Genomic DNA, 18659 nt, shown 5'->3' with positions numbered 1-18659 from the left:
AATAAAAAGTTAATGATTTCATGTCAATAGATAACCTTTACCAAAATCTTTGTTCGCTGAGCTGATCACACTTTACCGATTTTAGAAATTACATACATTCTATAGAATACAAAAAACAGTCTAAAACATCATTCGCTTATTAAGGCTTGAAAAATATGATTATGCTCTAACATTTAAATGTAACGCTCTTATGATGCAATTAAAAATGTGAGCCCTTTATCAATTTCAAATAGTAATGGAGAGAGTGATATGAAGAAGTTAGCTGCTTTTTGCGCTGCATTAATGTTGTCAGCCAGCTTTAGTGTCTCCGCTTATACCCTTGCAGGCACAGCAACAGAAATCCCTGATGGTGCATTAAAATACTGCGCCACATCTAAAAATTTCTGGGTCTGCGTCAACAACTACAAGCAGATGCATAAATAGTAGTACCCAGCAAATAAAAAACGGAAGCCTAAGCTTCCGTTTTTTATTATGGACTTAACCATTAAGATGATTAGCTGTTCGCTTCACGATCAGCAATAAAGCCAAGTGCCATCTGAAGGCGAGCAACTACGCGCTCTTTTCCAATCAACTGCATTACCGCGTCGACTGATGGTGATTGACCTTGACCAGTCACCGATACACGTAGTGGCATACCAACTTTACCCATACCAAGCTCAAGCTCTTCACACGTTTCTTTAATTACATTGTGAAGGTTCTCAGTTGTCCACTCTTCAAGTGCTTCAACTTTTGCAAGGGCAAGGGCTAGTGCTTCTTTCGCAACTGGACGTAGGTGCTTCTTAGCTGCGCCCGCTTCAAACTCGCTGAAATCTTGATAGAAATAACGAGATTGCTCTGCAAGCTCAATCAACGTATTACAACGCTCACCCACAAGTTTAATAACCTCTGTAATTGCAGGGCCGTTAGTTGTATCGATTTCTTTCTGATCAAGATGCCACTGAAGGTAGCTAGCAACGTATTCTGGTTCAGCCGTTTTGATGTAATGATTGTTCAACCAAAGCAACTTATCAGTATTGAAAGCTGATGCTGACTTACTGATTGAATCTAGACTAAATAACTTAATCATTTCTTCTAGAGAGAAGATTTCTTGATCACCGTGTGACCAACCCAAGCGTACTAAATAGTTCAGCAGTGCTTGTGGCAAGTAACCTTCATCACGGTATTGCATGACACTTACTGCACCATGACGCTTAGACAGTTTCGCACCGTCATCACCAAGGATCATTGCACAGTGTGCAAACTCAGGCACTGGCGCACCAAGTGCTTCGTAAATGTTAATTTGACGAGGGGTATTATTGATATGATCTTCACCACGAACCACTTGGGTGATCCCCATATCCCAGTCATCAACAACCACACAGAAGTTATATGTTGGGCTGCCGTCTGTACGGCGAATGATCAGATCATCAAGCTCGCTGTTTGCAATCTCAATATTACCACGGACGTGATCATTAAAGACTACCGTGCCTTCTTTCGGGTTACGGAAGCGGATAACAAAAGGTGATGCATCTGTTGCTGCAGCATTCGCCGCAACAATTTTGGGATGGTTCGCATCGTAACGAGGCTTAACACCTGCAGCCATTTGCTCTTCACGAAGTTCGTCAAGTAGCTCTTTCGGGCAGTAACACTTATAAGCTTTATCTTCAGCAAGCAATTGATCGATTAGCTGGTTGTAGCGATCAAAACGCTTTGTCTGATAGTAAGGACCTTCATCCCAGTTCAGGCCAATCCACTCCATACCTTCAAGAATGGCGTCGATCGCTTCCTGTGTAGAGCGCTCTAGGTCAGTATCTTCGATACGAAGAACAAATTCGCCACCCATGTGTTTAGCAAACAACCAAGAATACAGTGCTGTACGAGCACCACCGACGTGCAAAAAGCCTGTTGGGCTTGGTGCAAAGCGAGTTTTAACCGTCATTGAACATTACCTAATTAATGAGGGAGCGCAGTCAGTGATTCCTGCTGCGATAAATATGCGGGGTATTTTAACACTGTCTTGCAAATCTACAATCTTTGCCCACTCATGCAGGAAAGTTCTCGCTTTATTATCGCGAAAACAGTATCGGGGATGCCTGCTTAACGACATCCCCATTTTTAATTCATTTAATACCGCAGCTATTTCAGGTTACGCATTGCCCATTGCATAAATTGCTGCTGTTGTTCTGCAGAAAGCTCAGTAAAGCCTGTTTGCATAATCGCAACCTTACTTGTAGCGGTAGAAGGTGATTTAGCTATTTTTTGCGGTTCCACTGAAGACTTTTCGATAGCAGCTGAACCGACTACAGCAACACCGTCACCAACCTGATTATATTCAGATAATGTTCTCGCATATTCAGGGAAAATCCCCATACCACTTACGTGTAGCAACTCAGTCTGATAGGCGACTGGATTTCCGTTGGTATCGGTTAACTTAAAGTCGAGGCTATTTCTGAATTTTTTTGCATCATCAACATGCCTAAATACTGGGTAACTCAGCTCTAATGGCATATCTCCGGCTTCAAACCGCATTACCACAGGCGTAAATTTCAACTTGGTTCGACGCCCATCTTCTATGATTAATTGATCCAAGGAGAATAGGATTTGATTTGTCCCTGCTTCAAGCTCTAAATTATCTTTATTTTTGAATAATGGCGAATCAACTTCTTGACCGTTTATTACATGCAGGTCAATTTCTTTAATTACGCTTAACTCACTCGCCATTGCAGGTAGAGAAAGTACGCCAGCCAACACAGCCACAAGCCATTTTTTTTTCATCAATCGTCTCACTCTAAATAAGTATCCATTCTTTATATCACTAATTTTAAAAGGCGGCCTAAGCCGCCTTCACGTTATTAGCTATTACTGATCATACGGTTAGAAGTAATATTCAACACCGATTGAGAACTCATCGAAACTATCAGACTTCCAGCGGCCATCATATGCTTCACCTAAATCATTCATCGCGTAACGACCATAAAGCACAGCATTCGTATCAACAAAGTACATCATCTGGAATGACGTCACATTATCTTCAGTATTATCAATATCTTTACCGTTAACTTCTAAGCCAAGGTTTTCAGCTCGTGCGACTTTTGCCTGCCAGTCACCGAAGGTATAGGTAAGACCCACAGAGTAAGATGTTTCACGCTCATCATCACCTCGTGTATTGTCTGCTTCAGATATACGGTAATAACCAAAGTAGCCAATACCATTATCAAACCCACCCTGTGCACCCATCAAATAGGTCTGGTTATCCCAGTATGTGCCGTCAAGTACTCCATCTGTAACTTCACCATCTTTGGTGTTGTAGTTCATTTCATACGCTAGGTCGAACTGAACCCAACCCCAATCACCTTTGAACTGTTGGTGAGCCGCCATACCGTGCCAGTAGTTATCAGATGCTTTCGGGCTATCGGTTCCACCAGCGCGATCAGCACCAGCACCTACTGCGATATCCATGGTAAAGCCAGTCCAAAACTCGTTAGTATCCCAGCGGATAGTATCGGATTGACGGTCATTGAATTTTCTACCACCAATGTTGCCACCCCAGTCCCAAACGTTACCCATACCAGGGTTAGTGGCAGGCCAGTCAACTAGCTCATAGATTGGTGTTAATACGCGACCAACACGTACCTGGCCAAATTTTTCATGTTCAAAACCGACAAACGTATCACGTTCGCCAAACTCGCTACCGCCACCCGCAGGCCCAAATGAAGGATCAACATAGCCAGATTCGATTTGCCATAGGAATGTCCAATCTTGCAGGTTGTCAAACTTCGCCGTACCACGCCAACCTAGACGTGATTCATGGTTCGCTTGAACACCGCTATTGTTTTTTTCGTTGTCATACTGTCGGTCAGCTAGCTGCATGGCGATAACACCATAAATACCGTGTTCGTATTTACCTTCTGCTTGAGCAGGGACTGCAGCGATTGCTGCTGTTGCGATAGTCGCACCTAGAAGAGTACGCTTGAAAATCTTATCCATGGAAAACTCCTAATATTTATAGCTGTATCTGAATGAACCTCAGTTGGCCGCCGAAGGTACAGTCAGAATTAATTATTGATATTGAAATCGAGGATAAGATTAACCGCTTTTTTTTAGTCGTGAAGATAGCCCCAATAAAAATATGACACTGTTCAAAACCGTGAAACCTAAAATAATAAAAAACCAAATAAAACAAAAGGATAGAAATAAACATAAAGTAATTGCCGTTTTAAACAATCACAGAAAACATAAGCGCGATCACAATACCGCCATCAAAAGAGCATTTTTTAGAAGTTAAATTAGAACTATTGACAACAAATTATTTCGCAGAATGATTTTTAATGTTAAATAGGTGATCTTTATCGCCTTTTTAGAACAAATGAATTGCCTAACTTCTGTTTTATTAACTTATTTTGACGTTTTTGCCTACTCAATGAGCTTATCGACTCTTCTACTTAAACATCTCGGCTACGCATTATAAATAAACTTAATATATCACCAAGCCCACATAATCATTTTAAAGGCAGTAAGTTAGCGATAGTTATAGTTCAACAACAACTCGTATTTTTTAGAAGTAACTCTTAACACTGTGACTAAACCCAGATAACCAATACGGCAAGGCGAATAGTGCTTTTTAGATGTCGCGCATCAAAGTAAAATCGTGATGAAAAATATCTTTTAAGGATGCCGTTGCTACCAAACGTAGCTGACAGGGAGAAATCATGAAATTAAAATATACCGCTTTAGCCATCGCATTACTGTTGCCAGTATCTTCGCAAACAATGGCTGAAGTAACACTTGAACTACCTGACAATGTTCGACTACTTGCAGTTAACGAAGCAGATATAAATAAAGGCTGGGGTAGCATTTTTAAAACAAGTGACGATTCAATTACACTCGCCGATGGACAAAGCCAAATTGTTTACCAAATTGATCACTATTTCTATAAAGGTGATAAACAAAGCGAGCGTTTTCGTTCAGGACCATTAATTCTAACATTCACCGCGACCGACACATCGCTCACTCTTACTGTTCCAGAGTTTTCAGACATCACTCAAGCAGAAAAATACACCCAGCAACCAACACCGAAGCTAAAAAACCATAAAGGAGCAAGCTACCCTTTTAAGCATGATTTCTTAGCCCTTAAAGGTCTCTCTATCAATCATGATTACGCAGATTATGTAAAAACCTATAATCAAAAAGGCGGAATAGCTGCATTAACAGGCCTGAGTAGTATTACGGCTGTTACTGAAACCACACCAGAACCTGCCGCTCCGATAAATACAACATCCAACAGTAAAACAGCAGAAAAACCACAGATAGAAGCAAGCAAATCAGAATTAGCTGGTGAAAACTTGAAATATTGGTTTAGCCAAGCCGATGCCAGCACTCGTAAAGAATTCGTCAGCTGGGCTGTTCAAAACCTTTAAATAATCCGCACAGTAAAAGCTATATAAAAGAAGGGTTATCCCTTCTTTTTTTGCAAAAATTAATTTTCTTAAACAATAAAAAACGGGAGCTGTAATCAGCTCCCGTAAATAAGGCAGTAATTTAACTAAAGATTAGAAGCCGTATTCAATACCAACACGTACTACGAATGTCTCTGTTTGTGTATCACCAGACTTGATATCGCGTTGTGCTACACGTAGGTATGGAACAAAACCATTTTGAACATACATTAGCTGACCAGAAATAACGCTATCTTCGTCACCTTGCTTAACACCAGCTGTTTTTGATTCTAAGTTTTCAGTGTAACCAACTTTAACGCCCCATGGGCCGTTCCAGTATTGACCGATAAGAACCCAAGAATCCTGCTCTGATTTATCGCCACCCGTCACATCACTTTCACCAGACTTATAGGCACCAGCAAGACCAAAGCCCGCAGGAAGTGAAGCTTCAAAGCCGACTAGGTAACCGAAAGTATCTGCAAGTTGCGCTGCAACAGCGTCAGTTCCAGCAGTAAACTTCTTGTCACCATTTTCATCAAAGCCCCAAGATCCTTCCGTTGCCTCAACCGCATCTTCAACTTTACGATCTTTCTCAGTTTCGAATGCTGCGTGGAAAGTTACCATATCAGCTAAGCGGTAATGAGCTGCCGCACCGTACCAGTTGTTACCATCTACCGACTTGTCACCACGACCTGTTGCAACGTTGAACGTAAAGTTATTGAAGTTTGGTGAATCATAACGAGCCATGTCACCGTGACGATCGCGATTGAATTTCACGTCACCGCCCCAGTCCCAAGAAGCACCTAGACCAGGGTTAGCATATGGCCAATCGATTACTTCATACATTGGCGTTAGCATACGGCCGAAACGAACCTTACCCCAATCACCACCAAGACCAATGAATGTGTCACGGTTACCAAGTGTGCCACCTGAACCGTCTTCGCCTACATAGCCAGATTCAACCTGCATGAAGACTTCAACGTTATCAAACATCTCTTTACCAGCACGGAAACCGATACGAGATTCATTCTCGTAATCGTAACCTGTACCTGTATCTGTCTTAACACCGTCTTTGGTTTCTTCACTGTCATAGTTAACAATTGAAATTGCGGCTACACCGTAAACTTCAACGTTGAAATCATTGTTCTCACCGATTTGGTAAGCATTTGCTGACATTGACATAAACGCAGCTGCTGCAACTGCTGTACCTAAAACCGAACGCTTGAACATCTTTTCCATGGAATAACTCCTAAAAATACTAGCTGTATTACTTGAGCCCTAAAGGTTGGCCGCCGAGGGCATCAAGTAAATCTCCCGATATGTCAGTCAGATTCCTATCTAACTAATTCATATTTTTTTAGTTCTTAAAGTGAACCCTTGTCTTGCTTCACCCCTAAGACTACTTTCGCATCAAAAAACATCAAACATAACTTAATTAATTGTTTGAAAAATATGACTCAGTGCAAACTTTACCCAAATTAGTGATCATGATCATATAAAGATATAAATATAGAATATTTCACAATAACAACCTTAAATATCAATAAGTTAAACCCATGATAAGTTTATCTTTGAGATCTCCGTCGGTTATTTATGACTTTAACTGTAATTGATTACATCAAAGATTCACCTCCATATAGCGCATTAACCCCAACTTACATTCAAACCAAAAAAAACATCAATCATGATCGTCACCTTAAAAAAAGCCCCTTAATACCAAGGTATTAAGGGGCTATATTTAAAATGTATTGTAAAAAAAGCGATTTTGACGGTTTTAACGAGTCATCAAATCAACTAATGCCTGTTCATCCCAGACTTCGATCCCAAGATCTTGTGCTTTTGACAATTTTGACCCCGCGGATTCACCGGCCACAAGCAAATCTGTGTTCTTAGATACACTGCCAGTTACTTTCGCGCCTAGCTGCTGAAGTGCTGCTTTCGCATCTGAGCGTGTCAGTTGAGAAAGTGACCCCGTTAATACAACCGTTTTCCCTTCTAGAGGTTGCTCGACCCCCTCTTCAGCTTTTTCAATCGCAGGCCAATGGATACCAACCTCTAGCAGTTCTTGAATAACGGTCAGGTTATGCTCTTCTCTAAAGAAGTTATAAAGGTGCTCTGCAACAATCTCACCGACGTCTTGAACCTTAATCAGCTGGTCTTTATTTGCAGCCTGAATGGCATCAAGGGTTTCAAAATGATTAGCAAGATTTGCTGCGGTTGCTTCACCCACTTCACGAATGCCTAATGAATAGAGAAAACGCGCTAACGTCGTCTGCTTTGATGCAGCTAAAGCGTCGACAAGTTTCTGAGCAGATTTCGGTCCCATGCGCTCCAGCACAGTGACAACGCCAGCAGAAAGTTTGAACAAGTCGGCAGGTGTGGCCACCATTTCACGATCGACCAATTGTTCGATCACCTTAACACCACACCCATCAACATCGAGTGCCTTACGTGAAACGAAATGCTTCAAGGCTTCTTTACGTTGTGCTTGGCAGAAAAGGCCACCAGAGCAACGCGCCACTGCCTCGCCTTCAACCCGCTCCACTTTAGAGTCGCAAACTGGGCACGTTTCCGGAAATACAATCGCTTGGGCATCTGCTGGACGTCGGGATTCTACAACCGAAGCAATTTGCGGGATCACATCACCGGCACGGCGGATAATCACGGTATCGCCGATCATAACGCCAAGGCGCGAAATTTCATCAGCGTTATGTAATGTCGCGTTACTAACGGTTACGCCACCAACAAAAACAGGTTCAAGTTTTGCGACAGGTGTTATCGCCCCTGTTCGGCCAACCTGAAACTCCACATTATTCAATAATGTCATTTCTTCTTGAGCTGGGAATTTATAGGCAATCGCCCATCGCGGTGCACGAGCAACAAACCCTAAGCGTAATTGAATCGCAACATCGTTGGTTTTGATCACGACACCGTCGATTTCATAAGGTAGTGATTCTCGCTTCTCACCGATTTCTTGATGGTAAGCAATCACTTCATCCATATTCGATAATCGACGTATTTCAGGGCACATCGGTAGGCCCCAATCTTTCAGCTGCAATAAGCGTTCGTACTGTCCTTCGGCTAATGCTAAGCCTTCCACAACACCAACCGAATAAGCATAAAAGCTAAGCGGTCGCGTCGCGGTTATTTTCGAATCTAGTTGACGTAAACTGCCCGCAGCAGCGTTGCGTGGGTTAGCAAAAGGTTTGTCCCCCTTCTTCATCGCTTTTTCATTCAACGCTTCAAAGCCTTTTTTCGGCATGAAGACTTCACCGCGAACCTCTAAACGAGTAGGCCAACCATCACCACATAGCTTTAAAGGAATTGAGCGTATAGTGCGTACATTTTCAGTAATATTTTCACCGGTAGCACCGTCACCCCGTGTCGCTGCCTGCACTAATAGGCCATTTTCATACATCAAACTAACAGCAAGCCCATCCAGCTTTGGCTCACAGCAATAGGTTAGTGCTGATTCAGACATAAGGCGATCAAGCATACGCTTTTCAAACGCGACAAGATCGTCATCATTAAATGCGTTGTCCAGTGACAGCATCGGAATTTCATGGGCAATTTGGGTAAAACCATCGAGCGGAGTACCACCGACACGCTGACTCGGTGAGTCTACCGTGATCAATGCAGGATGCTCACTCTCTAATGCCAGTAGCTGCTGCATCATACGATCATACTCAGCATCTGGAATTTCAGGGTTATCTTCGACGTAATAACGATGACCGTGATATGCAAGTTGTTCACGCAGTTCATTAAGTAACTGCTGAATGTCATGACTCATTGTTTTTCCTACCGTAATACGCCCCTGACGAACTAGGGGTACTCAATAATACAAATCTGTATAAGTTAAAAAAAATAAAGCCCTTTATACCGTAATGTATAAAGGGCCAGATTGTTCTCAATAAATAAAAGCTGTCGCTAGTGATTAGCGTACTTTTGGGCTTTTTCTCGATATTCCATAATACGATGTGGCGTGATCAAGGCACGATTTTGATCAAGTACATCGGCACCTAATGTATCGGCAATAAGCTGAACCGTTTGCAACATCTGCTTAAAGTTCAAATCGGCACGGCCAACCTGGCATGGAAGCATCAGATAAAAAGCGACACCTGGAGTTTCAAAATTATCGTTTCCACCTTCAGGGAAATGCGCCGGATGCACCATGTTCGTCACCGAATAAATGACGGGGCCTGTTCCCGCGACGTCGGCATGATAGTGATAAACCGAATTTTCACCAAACACCAAATTATGCTGCTCAAATGCATTAAACAATTTATTGCCACGCAAAGTGTCGCCATTTCGCGCATGAATATTAAGCACGAGGTAATCAGGTGGTAACTGTTCAGGCTCTGGCTCTGGCTCTGGCTCTGGCTCTGGCTGCGTAACAACAACCGATTCAACAACTGGCTCAACCGTTTCAGCCAAGTTTGCACTTGGTTCAACGACGATCATATCCTCAGCAGGTGTTGTTTGTTGATTTCGTTCGATATCTTCTATCGTTAACGCTGGCTCAAATACCGTATCTGGTGACATTGAAGCTGTGCTGGTTGATTGAACCTTGTTAATTGGTTCAGCCTCAACATTAACCTGAGGTTCAAGAGCAACCTCCGATACTGATTGCACGGCTACCGTTTCGGCACTCGGCGCGACTTCCGTTTGCTCTATATTAATAGGCTGCTGGATTGGCTGAGTCGTCTCTTTTGATGCCGTAACTTCATCGACAGTTACATCGACATTTGCTGATGAGACCATAGGCTCTTCAGTCGCAGACATCGCTGGCAACTCATCCTTTTGTTCAGAAACCACGGTTTGAGTATCCATAAGCGGATCTGCTTGCAGCTTTTGACCAAAATGAAGCTCGGGCTCTTTTCTTTCCGGACGGCTTACTTCTGGCTCCTTGCCATCATGGTTCATTACTCTAACATTGCCGATACCATCGTGATCAAAACCTTCTTGGTCACGAGGCGATTTATCCAGCTTTCCTAATGGCTTCTCGCCAAATTTAGCGGGTTTTTCCTTACGGCTGCTCCATAACCCATGCAACAATAAAGCTGCAATCGCTAGTGCACCCACAATAATAAGAACCAGACGCAATTCCTGCATACGAATACTCTGAATTTACATGTTACCCCTAAAGGGGGAAAATCAATTTATTGAGTACCATCAAGGGTTGATTAGAACCTTAAGTGATATCTCTACATTACTGCCCTTCTTGGTCAAAAAAGAAGGGTACAACCTCTAATGTATCAAAACTCAAAACAGAATGAGAAGGCGAATGTGGTTATTCGTGCAAGATAGTGCTCTTGAGCACAAAATCGGGCAATCCTTAAACAATTATTTCGCTATTTCTGCATTTTATCCTAGACCTAATTTGCTTCTAAGTAAGCTACACCGTTAATATCAGCATTCATTAAAGCAAATATGTGCCGCCAGAAACACACCAAGGAGCTAATATGCAACAACACAGTAATTCCCCTACCTCACTGAGTGGTGCGGGCTATTTCTTTAAAGGCATGTCACTAGCAATGCAGCCCGGCACCCGCAGGTTCGTTTTACTGCCTTTAATGGTCAATATTGTTTTATTTGGTACAGCTTTTAGTTTAGTTCTCACCCAGCTTGATACTTGGATTAATGGTTGGATGGGATATCTACCACAATGGATGGAGTGGTTATCATACGTACTATGGCCATTGCTGGCTATCGCAACGTTAGTCACCTTCTCTTATCTATTTAGCACAATAGCTAACTGGATTGCAGCGCCATTTAACGGCTTACTCGCCGAGCACCTTGAAGCTAAACTAACGGGGAAACCAGCCCCTGACACAGGCATGGTAGACATTTTTAAAGATCTACCGCGGATCATGAACCGAGAGTGGATCAAATTAAAATACTACCTCCCTAAAGCACTTGGCCTATTTATCCTGTTGTGGATCCCCGCGATTGGTCAAACCATAGGCCCTGTCTTGTGGTTTTTATTTAGCGCTTGGATGATGAGCATACAGTACGCCGATTATCCATTTGATAACCACAAAGTGCCTTTCCCGACCATGCGTGACGCACTTAAAGAAAAACGTGGGAAATCACTTAGCTTTGGCAGTTTAGTCATGGTTTTCACCATGACGCCATTACTCAACCTTGTTGTTATGCCTGTTGCAGTGTGTGGCGCAACGGCCATGTGGGTCGACCAATACCGTGATCAATATAAATTACATTAACCGTCCGTTATAACAATAAGATATAACCACAAATTCCTTCTCAATCATGAATCTGCGGTTATGCTTATTATCACACACCCAATCGTGTCATTTTTTGAACGTGTTACGAAGGAACGATTATAATGAGCAAGATTTACGAAGATAACTCCCTGACTATTGGTAACACTCCGTTAGTTCGCCTAAACCGTGTTAGTAAAGGTAACGTATTAGCGAAGGTAGAGGCTCGCAATCCAAGCTTCAGCGTCAAGTGCCGTATTGGTGCCAACATGATTTGGGATGCAGAAAAGCGCGGTATTCTAAAAGAAGGTGTCGAGCTAGTTGAACCAACAAGTGGTAATACAGGTATTGCCCTTGCCTTTGTTGCAGCAGCTCGAGGCTACAAGCTTACACTAACAATGCCTGAAAGCATGAGCCTAGAGCGTCGTAAGCTCCTTAAAGCCCTTGGTGCTAACCTTGTTTTAACTGAAGCACCAAAAGGCATGAAAGGTGCCATCGAAAAGGCAGAGGAAATTGTCGCTTCCGCTCCAGAGAAATATTTGTTGCTTCAGCAGTTCAATAACCCTGCTAACCCAGAGATTCACGAGAAGACAACGGGCCCTGAAATTTGGGAAGCCACGGAAGGTGAAATCGATGTCTTTGTATCAGGCGTTGGTACTGGCGGTACACTAACAGGTRTCAGCCGCTTTATTAAGCAACAAAAAGGTAAAGCGATTACAACCGTTGCCGTTGAACCTACTGAATCACCAATTATTACCCAAACATTAAATGGTGAAGACCCTAAACCGGCCCCTCACAAAATTCAGGGGATTGGTGCAGGCTTTATCCCAGGTAACCTTGATGTGTCATTAATTGATGAAGTTCAGCAGGTTAGCTCTGAAGATGCGATAAACATGACACGTCGTTTGATGGAAGAAGAAGGCATTTTAGCAGGCATTTCATCTGGCGCAGCAGTGGTAGCAGCAAATCGCATGGCAGAAAAGCAGGAATTTGCAGGTAAAAATATCGTTGTTATCTTGCCAAGTTCAGGCGAACGTTATCTGACATCTGCACTGTTTGCTGGTATTTTCACCGACAAAGAAACCCAACAGTGATCACACTTTTTGATGTTAAAACATCAATAGCGATTCAAAAGCTCCCTTAAGGGGGCTTTTTTGTTGCATTTGTAGCGTAGCTTTAATATAAATCGTTCGTGCTTTATTTTTAGCTTCGAATTAAAAGACCATTTATTGGTCTTCACGAAGCAATAAAAGAGAGAAAAGTCACAAAAAGTTGACTTAGATTAACCTCTCGCACCGAACTGATGGGGTAATTTATACTCCTAGTTAGCGAGCATAGCTTAAACAGGTTAAGCTTACTTTCAGTTACGTTAATATTAAATAAATAATATCTATATCGGGGTGAAAAATGTATCAGAAGCAAGTTGAGATCACTGCAGAAAACGGCCTACACACTCGTCCAGCGGCTCAGTTCGTTAAAGAAGCAAAATCTTTCGAAGCAGACATCACAGTGACTTCAAACGGTAAAAGCGCAAGCGCTAAGAGCCTGTTTAAGCTTCAGACTCTAGGTCTAGTTAAAGGCACAGTAGTTACTATCGCTGCTGAAGGTGCTCAAGCTCAACAAGCTGTTGACCACCTAGTTGCTCTAATGGACGAACTGCACTAATACGCAGTCTGTTTATTAACTTCCCCTAGTTTTAAGTATATTTAAGGTAAGGCTATGATTTCAGGTATCCTGGCATCTCCTGGTATTGCTTTTGGTAAAGCACTACTTTTGCAGGAAGAAGCGATTGTTTTAAACAAAGCGCCAATTACTGCGGACCAAGTTGAGAGCGAAATTCAGCGTTTCTTCGACGCTCGAAAAAAATCTTCTGAGCAACTAGAAGTAATCAAAGAAAAAGCACGTGTAACCTTCGGTGAAGAGAAGGAAGCCATCTTTGAAGGCCACATTATGTTGCTAGAAGATGAAGAGCTAGAAGAAGAAATCATAGCCTTCATTAAAGATAACAATGCATCTGCAGATCTTGCTATTCACAGCATCATCGAAGAGCAAGCTGTAACGCTAGAATCTCTAGATGATGAATACCTAAAAGAACGTGCAACCGACATCCGTGATATCGGTAACCGTTTTGTGAAAAACGCACTGGGTATCAGCATTGTTAATCTTAGCGCTATCAATGAAGAAGTTATCTTGGTCGCTAACGACCTAACACCTTCAGAAACTGCGCAAATCAACCTAGATTACGTTCTTGGCTTCATTACTGATATTGGTGGTCGTACTTCACACACCTCTATCATGGCGCGTTCTTTAGAGTTGCCTGCAATCGTAGGTACAAACGATATTACAACTCGTGTTCAAAACGGTGACATGCTGGTTCTTGATGCTATCAACAACCAAGTAGTGATTAACCCAACTGAAGGCGAGTTAGCTAAATTCAAAGCTATCCGTGACAAGCACCAAGCTGAAGTTGAAGAACTTGCTAAGCTGAAAGACCTGCCTGCAATTACCCTTGATGGTAAGCACGTAGAAGTCTGCGGTAACATCGGTACGGTTAAAGACTGTGACGGTATCAACCGTAACGGCGGTGAAGGTGTTGGTCTATACCGTACAGAATTCCTGTTTATGGACCGTGATGCGCTACCGACTGAAGAAGAACAGTACAAAGCGTACAAAGATGTTGCAGAAGCAATGCACGGCGAAACCGTTATTATCCGCACAATGGATATCGGTGGTGACAAAGATCTTCCATACTTAGATCTGCCTGAAGAAATGAACCCGTTCTTAGGCTGGCGTGCAATTCGCATCAGCTTAGATCGCCGTGAAATTCTACGTGACCAACTACGTGGTATTCTACGTGCATCGGCACACGGCAAGATCCGCATCATGTTCCCGATGATTATTTCTGTAGAAGAAATTCGTGAACTGAAAGCGGCTATCGAAGAATACAAAACAGAACTACGCGCTGAAGGCCTTGCTTTTGACGAGAACATCGAAATCGGTGTTATGGTTGAAACGCCAGCAGCTGCAGCAATTGCACACCACCTAGCGAAAGAAGTTGAGTTCTTTAGTATTGGTACTAATGACTTAACCCAGTATACTCTTGCTGTTGACCGTGGTAATGAGCTGATTTCTCACCTTTACAACCCACTATCTCCTGCTGTTCTTACCGTGATTAAGCAAGTTATTGATGCTTCTCACAAAGAAGGTAAGTGGACAGGTATGTGTGGCGAGCTAGCGGGTGATGAGCGTGCAACCCTACTACTTCTTGGTATGGGTCTGGACGAGTTCAGCATGAGCGGAATTTCTATTCCACGCATTAAGAAAATTATCCGTAACGCTAACTTTGCTGATGTAAAAGCTATGGCTGAGCAAGCGCTTGCTATGCCTACTGCTGCTGAAATTGAAGCACACGTAGAAAAATTCATCGCAGAAAAGACCATCTGCTAATATAGCAGCAGGTAAAATAACAACGCTTAGGAGCAACGATTATGGGTCTGTTTGACAAATTGAAAAAGCTGGTTTCTGATGATAACTCTGAAGCTGGTGCTATTGAAATTATTGCACCGCTTTCTGGTGAAATCGTAAACATTGAAGATGTGCCAGATGTCGTTTTCGCTGAGAAAATCGTTGGTGACGGTATCGCTATTAAACCTGCTGGCAACAAAATGGTTGCACCAGTAAACGGTACTATCGGTAAAATCTTCGAAACGAACCACGCTTTCTCTATTGAGTCTGACGATGGCATCGAGCTATTCGTTCACTTCGGTATCGACACTGTTGAACTGAAAGGCGAAGGTTTTACTCGCATCGCTGAAGAAGGTCAAACGGTTAAAGTTGGTGATACTATCATCGAATTCGATCTAGCACTTCTAGAAGAAAAAGCGAAATCAACTCTTACTCCAGTTGTTATCTCTAACATGGATGAAATTAAAGAGCTGAACAAGCTAGCTGGTGCAACAACTGTGGGTGAAACTCCAGTTCTACGCATCAAGAAGTAAGAGTTAAATCATCTTACTGAAAGCGCTACCCTCGGGTGGCGCTTTTTTGTTTTTGGGAAGAACCTAAGGGCGAGAGCTTAGTTCCTAGAAACAAAAAATCCCCGATAGATATCGAGGATTTATCATTCACTCTGGTTCTGCTTTTGCTCTTCCTAGGATCTAGAACCTAGGAACTTTTTACAGCGAATTTAGCATCTCAACTGATGGGGCAAAGAAGTACGCACCTGTCACTGCCGTTGTAAAACGCAGTAACTGGTCGGTTTTACCGTCCGTTTCGCCGTACATACTTTCAAGCATTGTCTTGAAGTTATGCTGAGTATGGCAGTATGCGATAAACAATAGGCCATGATCGCCACTTACCGTGCCGTATGGCAGGCTATGGCGGACAATTTTAAGCCCCTTCCCTTCTTCTTTGATATCGACACGGCCAACATGCGATGCCGCTGGCACATCTTCTAATTCAATAGAGTCCGGTTTTGTGCGGCCAACAACCTTTTCTTGGGCCTGAATATTCAAACGGTTCCAAGCTGGTAAGTTATGCACGAAACGCTGGAGCATGACAAAGCTACCACCAGCAAACTCACCGTCTTTGATCAAAGCCACATCTTGGCGCGCTTCTGTCGTCTTTGGATTCTCTGTACCGTCAATAAAGTCGGTCATATCACGTGAATCAAGATACTTGAAACCGTATGTTTCATCGATGATCTCAACAAATTCTGCAATTGGCTCGATAAATTGACGTAGTAGGTAGAAATTCAGATCGTGGCGACTTGAGTTTACATGCAATAAAATGTCACCACCTGTTGCCGGTGCGGTGATATCACCCTGCCCCAGAGGCCTGAAATCGTCAAACCCCGCTGGCGTACCTTTATCCAGCGACGTCCAGAATGCTTTACCAAAGGCAAGACTTGCTCGTAGTTCAGCATGAGGTTGCTGCTCATTCAGTGATGAAACTAACTGATGAAGTTGCTGGCATTGCTTGATCACCGCCGAAGTCTCAGCCTTCACTTTCATCACGACATACAGTGCGAAAGGACCGGCTTCTGGTAAAATCAATGGTTGTGCCGTTGCCATATTTTTCTCCTAAGTGAACAACTTATAATTCTTTGGTCATGGACCTTACTTACATAACCTTAAATTATACCTCGAATAATTAGAGTAACGTTGATCATTGTCAGCGCTTAATCGTAACCATTCTTTATTTCATCGCTTTATAAATAAAAAACGTCCCAAACGGGACGCTCTTATGTCGATCTTTGTTGATAACAACTGGCTTCTATACTGATGTGACTTCAACCTGTAATTTCACTTGCTTGTCACTATTATCATCAATCGTTTCAAATAACGCTGGTGAATTTAATCCAGTCGATAATGTTGGCGCAATAATCGTCCGCCATCCACCATCATCTAAACGTTCCTGTACTTTAAAAGCGATTTTCACTTCTTCAGCAGAGACTTCCAGCAACTCAGCACTGCCTACAAGCTCTCGTGCTGTTTGGTTAGCGACATCACTGGTACCAAAAAATACCGTTTCCTCACCGGGAAGCAAAGAAAGCGACGTGTTCACCGACTGTGTATTACCACTTGCGCCAGTGAGCTCAAAATTTACATCAAGTAGCCAGTCAGCCATCGCTAACGGGCTCAATAGAGCACTAAAAAGGACGAGGCCTTTACTCCATTCATTCATTTGTCTTTACCTCTCTAAGGGCTTATCAGCAAATGTATTTTTTACTCGTGAGCTACGGCATAGGTAAATTCCTATCCACACAGTCAGTAACAAGCTGACTGCACGAGTCCAACTGAACGCCCCTTGGGTTAAGAACAGTTGATACACTTGCAAAGCACAATCTGCCGTATAAGACACCAGCAAAAATGTTTTGCCATGGTGCCAAACGATATTTATTAATTTATTATTTTTGTGTCTTTGTCCGGTTAGCCACATCAAAATGACAGCAGGTAAACCGAGTACCATCGCGAGATATAAATTCTCACGTAATGGATACAATATTTCTAATACTTGAGCCCCCTGTTGACGGCTTGCTCCTGCCATGGCAAAAATCACCCACGCCTTGGCACTGAAAAAAAAGCATAACCACAACATTTTGGATGGCTTCAATAACCCGTGTTTATCATAAGCCTCAATCATATAGTGCAAAACCCGTCCTCATAACTCTCCCGCTTAGTTAGCAATGGAGGTAAGTAAACGTGTTTTCAATAGCTAAGGCTTTCACGCTAAAAATATATGCGACCCATGATGATACGCATCATCAATATTGTGTAGCCACGATAAATCATCCCACTATAACTGCCAGCCATAGAGGTAAATTCTGTGGTTCAACGCACGATTTGAGTAGCCATCTTGCTAAGATGATCACATTTTGCAAAGTGGCAAACTCATTTTTCTAGTTTTATTTCAGAAATCAGCACAAAACAGAAAAGTATAACCAAACCATAACAAACACAATTAAGTCATTATTATTCATAAACTTAACGATATGACTGACATGTTTTCTCCATTTCAATTTTTCATTAAAAAACTGAAATATTCCTACAAAACATTCAATATGGAACAACCGTATGACATAGCAAGAATAGCAATCAGAGATGCCATTCAATGTGGTCAGCGGTATAATTGCAGCAACATAAACTATTTATATCAAGCTATGACCATTAAAAAACAGCAAAGTACCCTGTCACCTGAAACGCAAGCAGAAGCTATGAAAATTGCCAAAGCGACCCAGAAACCAGGACAAACAAAAGAACAGACAAAATTAGTTGCTCAAGGTATTCAGCATGGTATTGAGCTATATAAAAAACAACAAAAAGCAAAATCTCGTGAGCGTGATAAACTTCGAAAAAAACAAGTAAAAGAAAAGACTCAACCTCAACTCGAAACCTCTCAACAAGAAGAAGTTAACGTAGTCGTCGCACCACCAAAGACGCAATGGCTTCCATGGGGGCTACTGGTCATCTCTTGGATAGGTTTTATCGCTTACACTCAATGGCTATAGCATTACTTCAAGCGA

General features: G+C 42.5%; 17 protein-coding genes. 8 read left to right on the top strand and 9 right to left on the bottom strand.

Annotated elements, in window-relative coordinates; genetic code table 11:
- The first annotated feature begins 249 nt into the window (after window positions 1–249).
- Window positions 250–423: a hypothetical protein gene (locus L4D09_RS03295; RefSeq protein ID WP_428456064.1), complete on the top strand. Its 174-nt coding sequence runs from the start codon at window positions 250–252 to the stop codon at window positions 421–423.
- Window positions 424–493: 70 nt separating this feature from the next.
- Here the strand turns inward: L4D09_RS03295 and gltX are convergent, their stop codons facing one another.
- The 3 genes from gltX to L4D09_RS03280 all read right to left on the bottom strand — a co-directional run bounded on the left by gltX (window position 494) and on the right by L4D09_RS03280 (window position 3966).
- A complete protein-coding gene (gene gltX / locus L4D09_RS03290) occupies window positions 494–1918 on the bottom strand; it encodes a glutamate--tRNA ligase (protein ID WP_428456063.1) in 1425 nt (474 codons plus the stop codon).
- Window positions 1919–2115: 197 nt separating this feature from the next.
- The gene (locus L4D09_RS03285) at window positions 2116–2754 is read right to left on the bottom strand and encodes a YccT family protein (protein ID WP_428456062.1); all 639 of its coding nucleotides are present in this window, start codon (window positions 2752–2754) and stop codon (window positions 2116–2118) included.
- 99 nt (window positions 2755–2853) lie between these two features.
- Window positions 2854–3966, bottom strand: a complete 1113-nt coding sequence (locus L4D09_RS03280; protein WP_428456061.1) for a porin — start codon at window positions 3964–3966, stop codon at window positions 2854–2856.
- Between the two features lie 722 nt (window positions 3967–4688).
- On the opposite strand from L4D09_RS03280, the gene L4D09_RS03275 reads away from it, so the two are divergent.
- Complete coding sequence (locus L4D09_RS03275; protein ID WP_428456060.1) at window positions 4689–5396, top strand: YccT family protein; 708 nt, start codon at window positions 4689–4691, stop codon at window positions 5394–5396.
- 132 nt (window positions 5397–5528) lie between these two features.
- Here L4D09_RS03275 and L4D09_RS03270 read toward each other — a convergent pair whose 3' ends face one another.
- The 3 genes from L4D09_RS03270 to zipA form a co-directional block, all read right to left on the bottom strand.
- Window positions 5529–6653 (bottom strand): porin, encoded by a 1125-nt coding sequence (locus L4D09_RS03270; protein WP_428456059.1) that lies wholly within the window; start codon window positions 6651–6653, stop codon window positions 5529–5531.
- Window positions 6654–7188: 535 nt separating this feature from the next.
- Window positions 7189–9204: an NAD-dependent DNA ligase LigA gene (gene ligA, locus L4D09_RS03265; protein WP_428456058.1), complete on the bottom strand. Its 2016-nt coding sequence runs from the start codon at window positions 9202–9204 to the stop codon at window positions 7189–7191.
- A 137-nt stretch (window positions 9205–9341) separates the two neighbouring features.
- Window positions 9342–10526: a cell division protein ZipA gene (zipA, locus tag L4D09_RS03260; protein ID WP_428456057.1), complete on the bottom strand. Its 1185-nt coding sequence runs from the start codon at window positions 10524–10526 to the stop codon at window positions 9342–9344.
- A 350-nt stretch (window positions 10527–10876) separates the two neighbouring features.
- Between zipA and cysZ the strand changes: the two genes are divergently transcribed.
- The 5 genes from cysZ to crr all read left to right on the top strand — a co-directional run bounded on the left by cysZ (window position 10877) and on the right by crr (window position 15633).
- A complete protein-coding gene (gene cysZ / locus L4D09_RS03255; RefSeq protein WP_428456056.1) occupies window positions 10877–11638 on the top strand; it encodes a sulfate transporter CysZ in 762 nt (253 codons plus the stop codon).
- A 122-nt stretch (window positions 11639–11760) separates the two neighbouring features.
- On the top strand, window positions 11761–12729 hold the full coding sequence (cysK, locus tag L4D09_RS03250; protein WP_428456055.1) for a cysteine synthase A: 969 nt from the start codon (window positions 11761–11763) through the stop codon (window positions 12727–12729).
- Between the two features lie 313 nt (window positions 12730–13042).
- A complete protein-coding gene (locus L4D09_RS03245) occupies window positions 13043–13300 on the top strand; it encodes an HPr family phosphocarrier protein (protein WP_428456054.1) in 258 nt (85 codons plus the stop codon).
- Between the two features lie 54 nt (window positions 13301–13354).
- Window positions 13355–15082 (top strand): phosphoenolpyruvate-protein phosphotransferase PtsI, encoded by a 1728-nt coding sequence (gene ptsI / locus L4D09_RS03240; protein ID WP_428456053.1) that lies wholly within the window; start codon window positions 13355–13357, stop codon window positions 15080–15082.
- 41 nt (window positions 15083–15123) lie between these two features.
- Entirely contained in the window at window positions 15124–15633 is a 510-nt protein-coding gene (gene crr, locus L4D09_RS03235; protein WP_428456052.1) for a PTS glucose transporter subunit IIA, read from the top strand.
- Between the two features lie 177 nt (window positions 15634–15810).
- Here crr and L4D09_RS03230 read toward each other — a convergent pair whose 3' ends face one another.
- The 3 genes from L4D09_RS03230 to L4D09_RS03220 all read right to left on the bottom strand — a co-directional run bounded on the left by L4D09_RS03230 (window position 15811) and on the right by L4D09_RS03220 (window position 17779).
- Window positions 15811–16707, bottom strand: coding sequence for a Dyp-type peroxidase (locus L4D09_RS03230; RefSeq protein ID WP_428456051.1), 897 nt, complete (start codon window positions 16705–16707; stop codon window positions 15811–15813).
- Window positions 16708–16909: 202 nt separating this feature from the next.
- On the bottom strand, window positions 16910–17320 hold the full coding sequence (locus L4D09_RS03225; RefSeq protein ID WP_428456050.1) for a hypothetical protein: 411 nt from the start codon (window positions 17318–17320) through the stop codon (window positions 16910–16912).
- A 6-nt stretch (window positions 17321–17326) separates the two neighbouring features.
- Window positions 17327–17779: a DUF2919 domain-containing protein gene (locus L4D09_RS03220; protein WP_428456049.1), complete on the bottom strand. Its 453-nt coding sequence runs from the start codon at window positions 17777–17779 to the stop codon at window positions 17327–17329.
- Window positions 17780–18296: 517 nt separating this feature from the next.
- On the opposite strand from L4D09_RS03220, the gene L4D09_RS03215 reads away from it, so the two are divergent.
- Window positions 18297–18644, top strand: coding sequence for a DUF2956 domain-containing protein (locus tag L4D09_RS03215; protein WP_428456140.1), 348 nt, complete (start codon window positions 18297–18299; stop codon window positions 18642–18644).
- The last annotated feature ends 15 nt before the right edge of the window (window positions 18645–18659 follow it).

It is taken from the genome of Photobacterium makurazakiensis, from assembly GCF_050336715.1.
In the GTDB taxonomy this organism is placed as follows: domain Bacteria; phylum Pseudomonadota; class Gammaproteobacteria; order Enterobacterales; family Vibrionaceae; genus Photobacterium; species Photobacterium makurazakiensis.
This window is presented reverse-complemented; position numbering and strand designations above follow the sequence as displayed.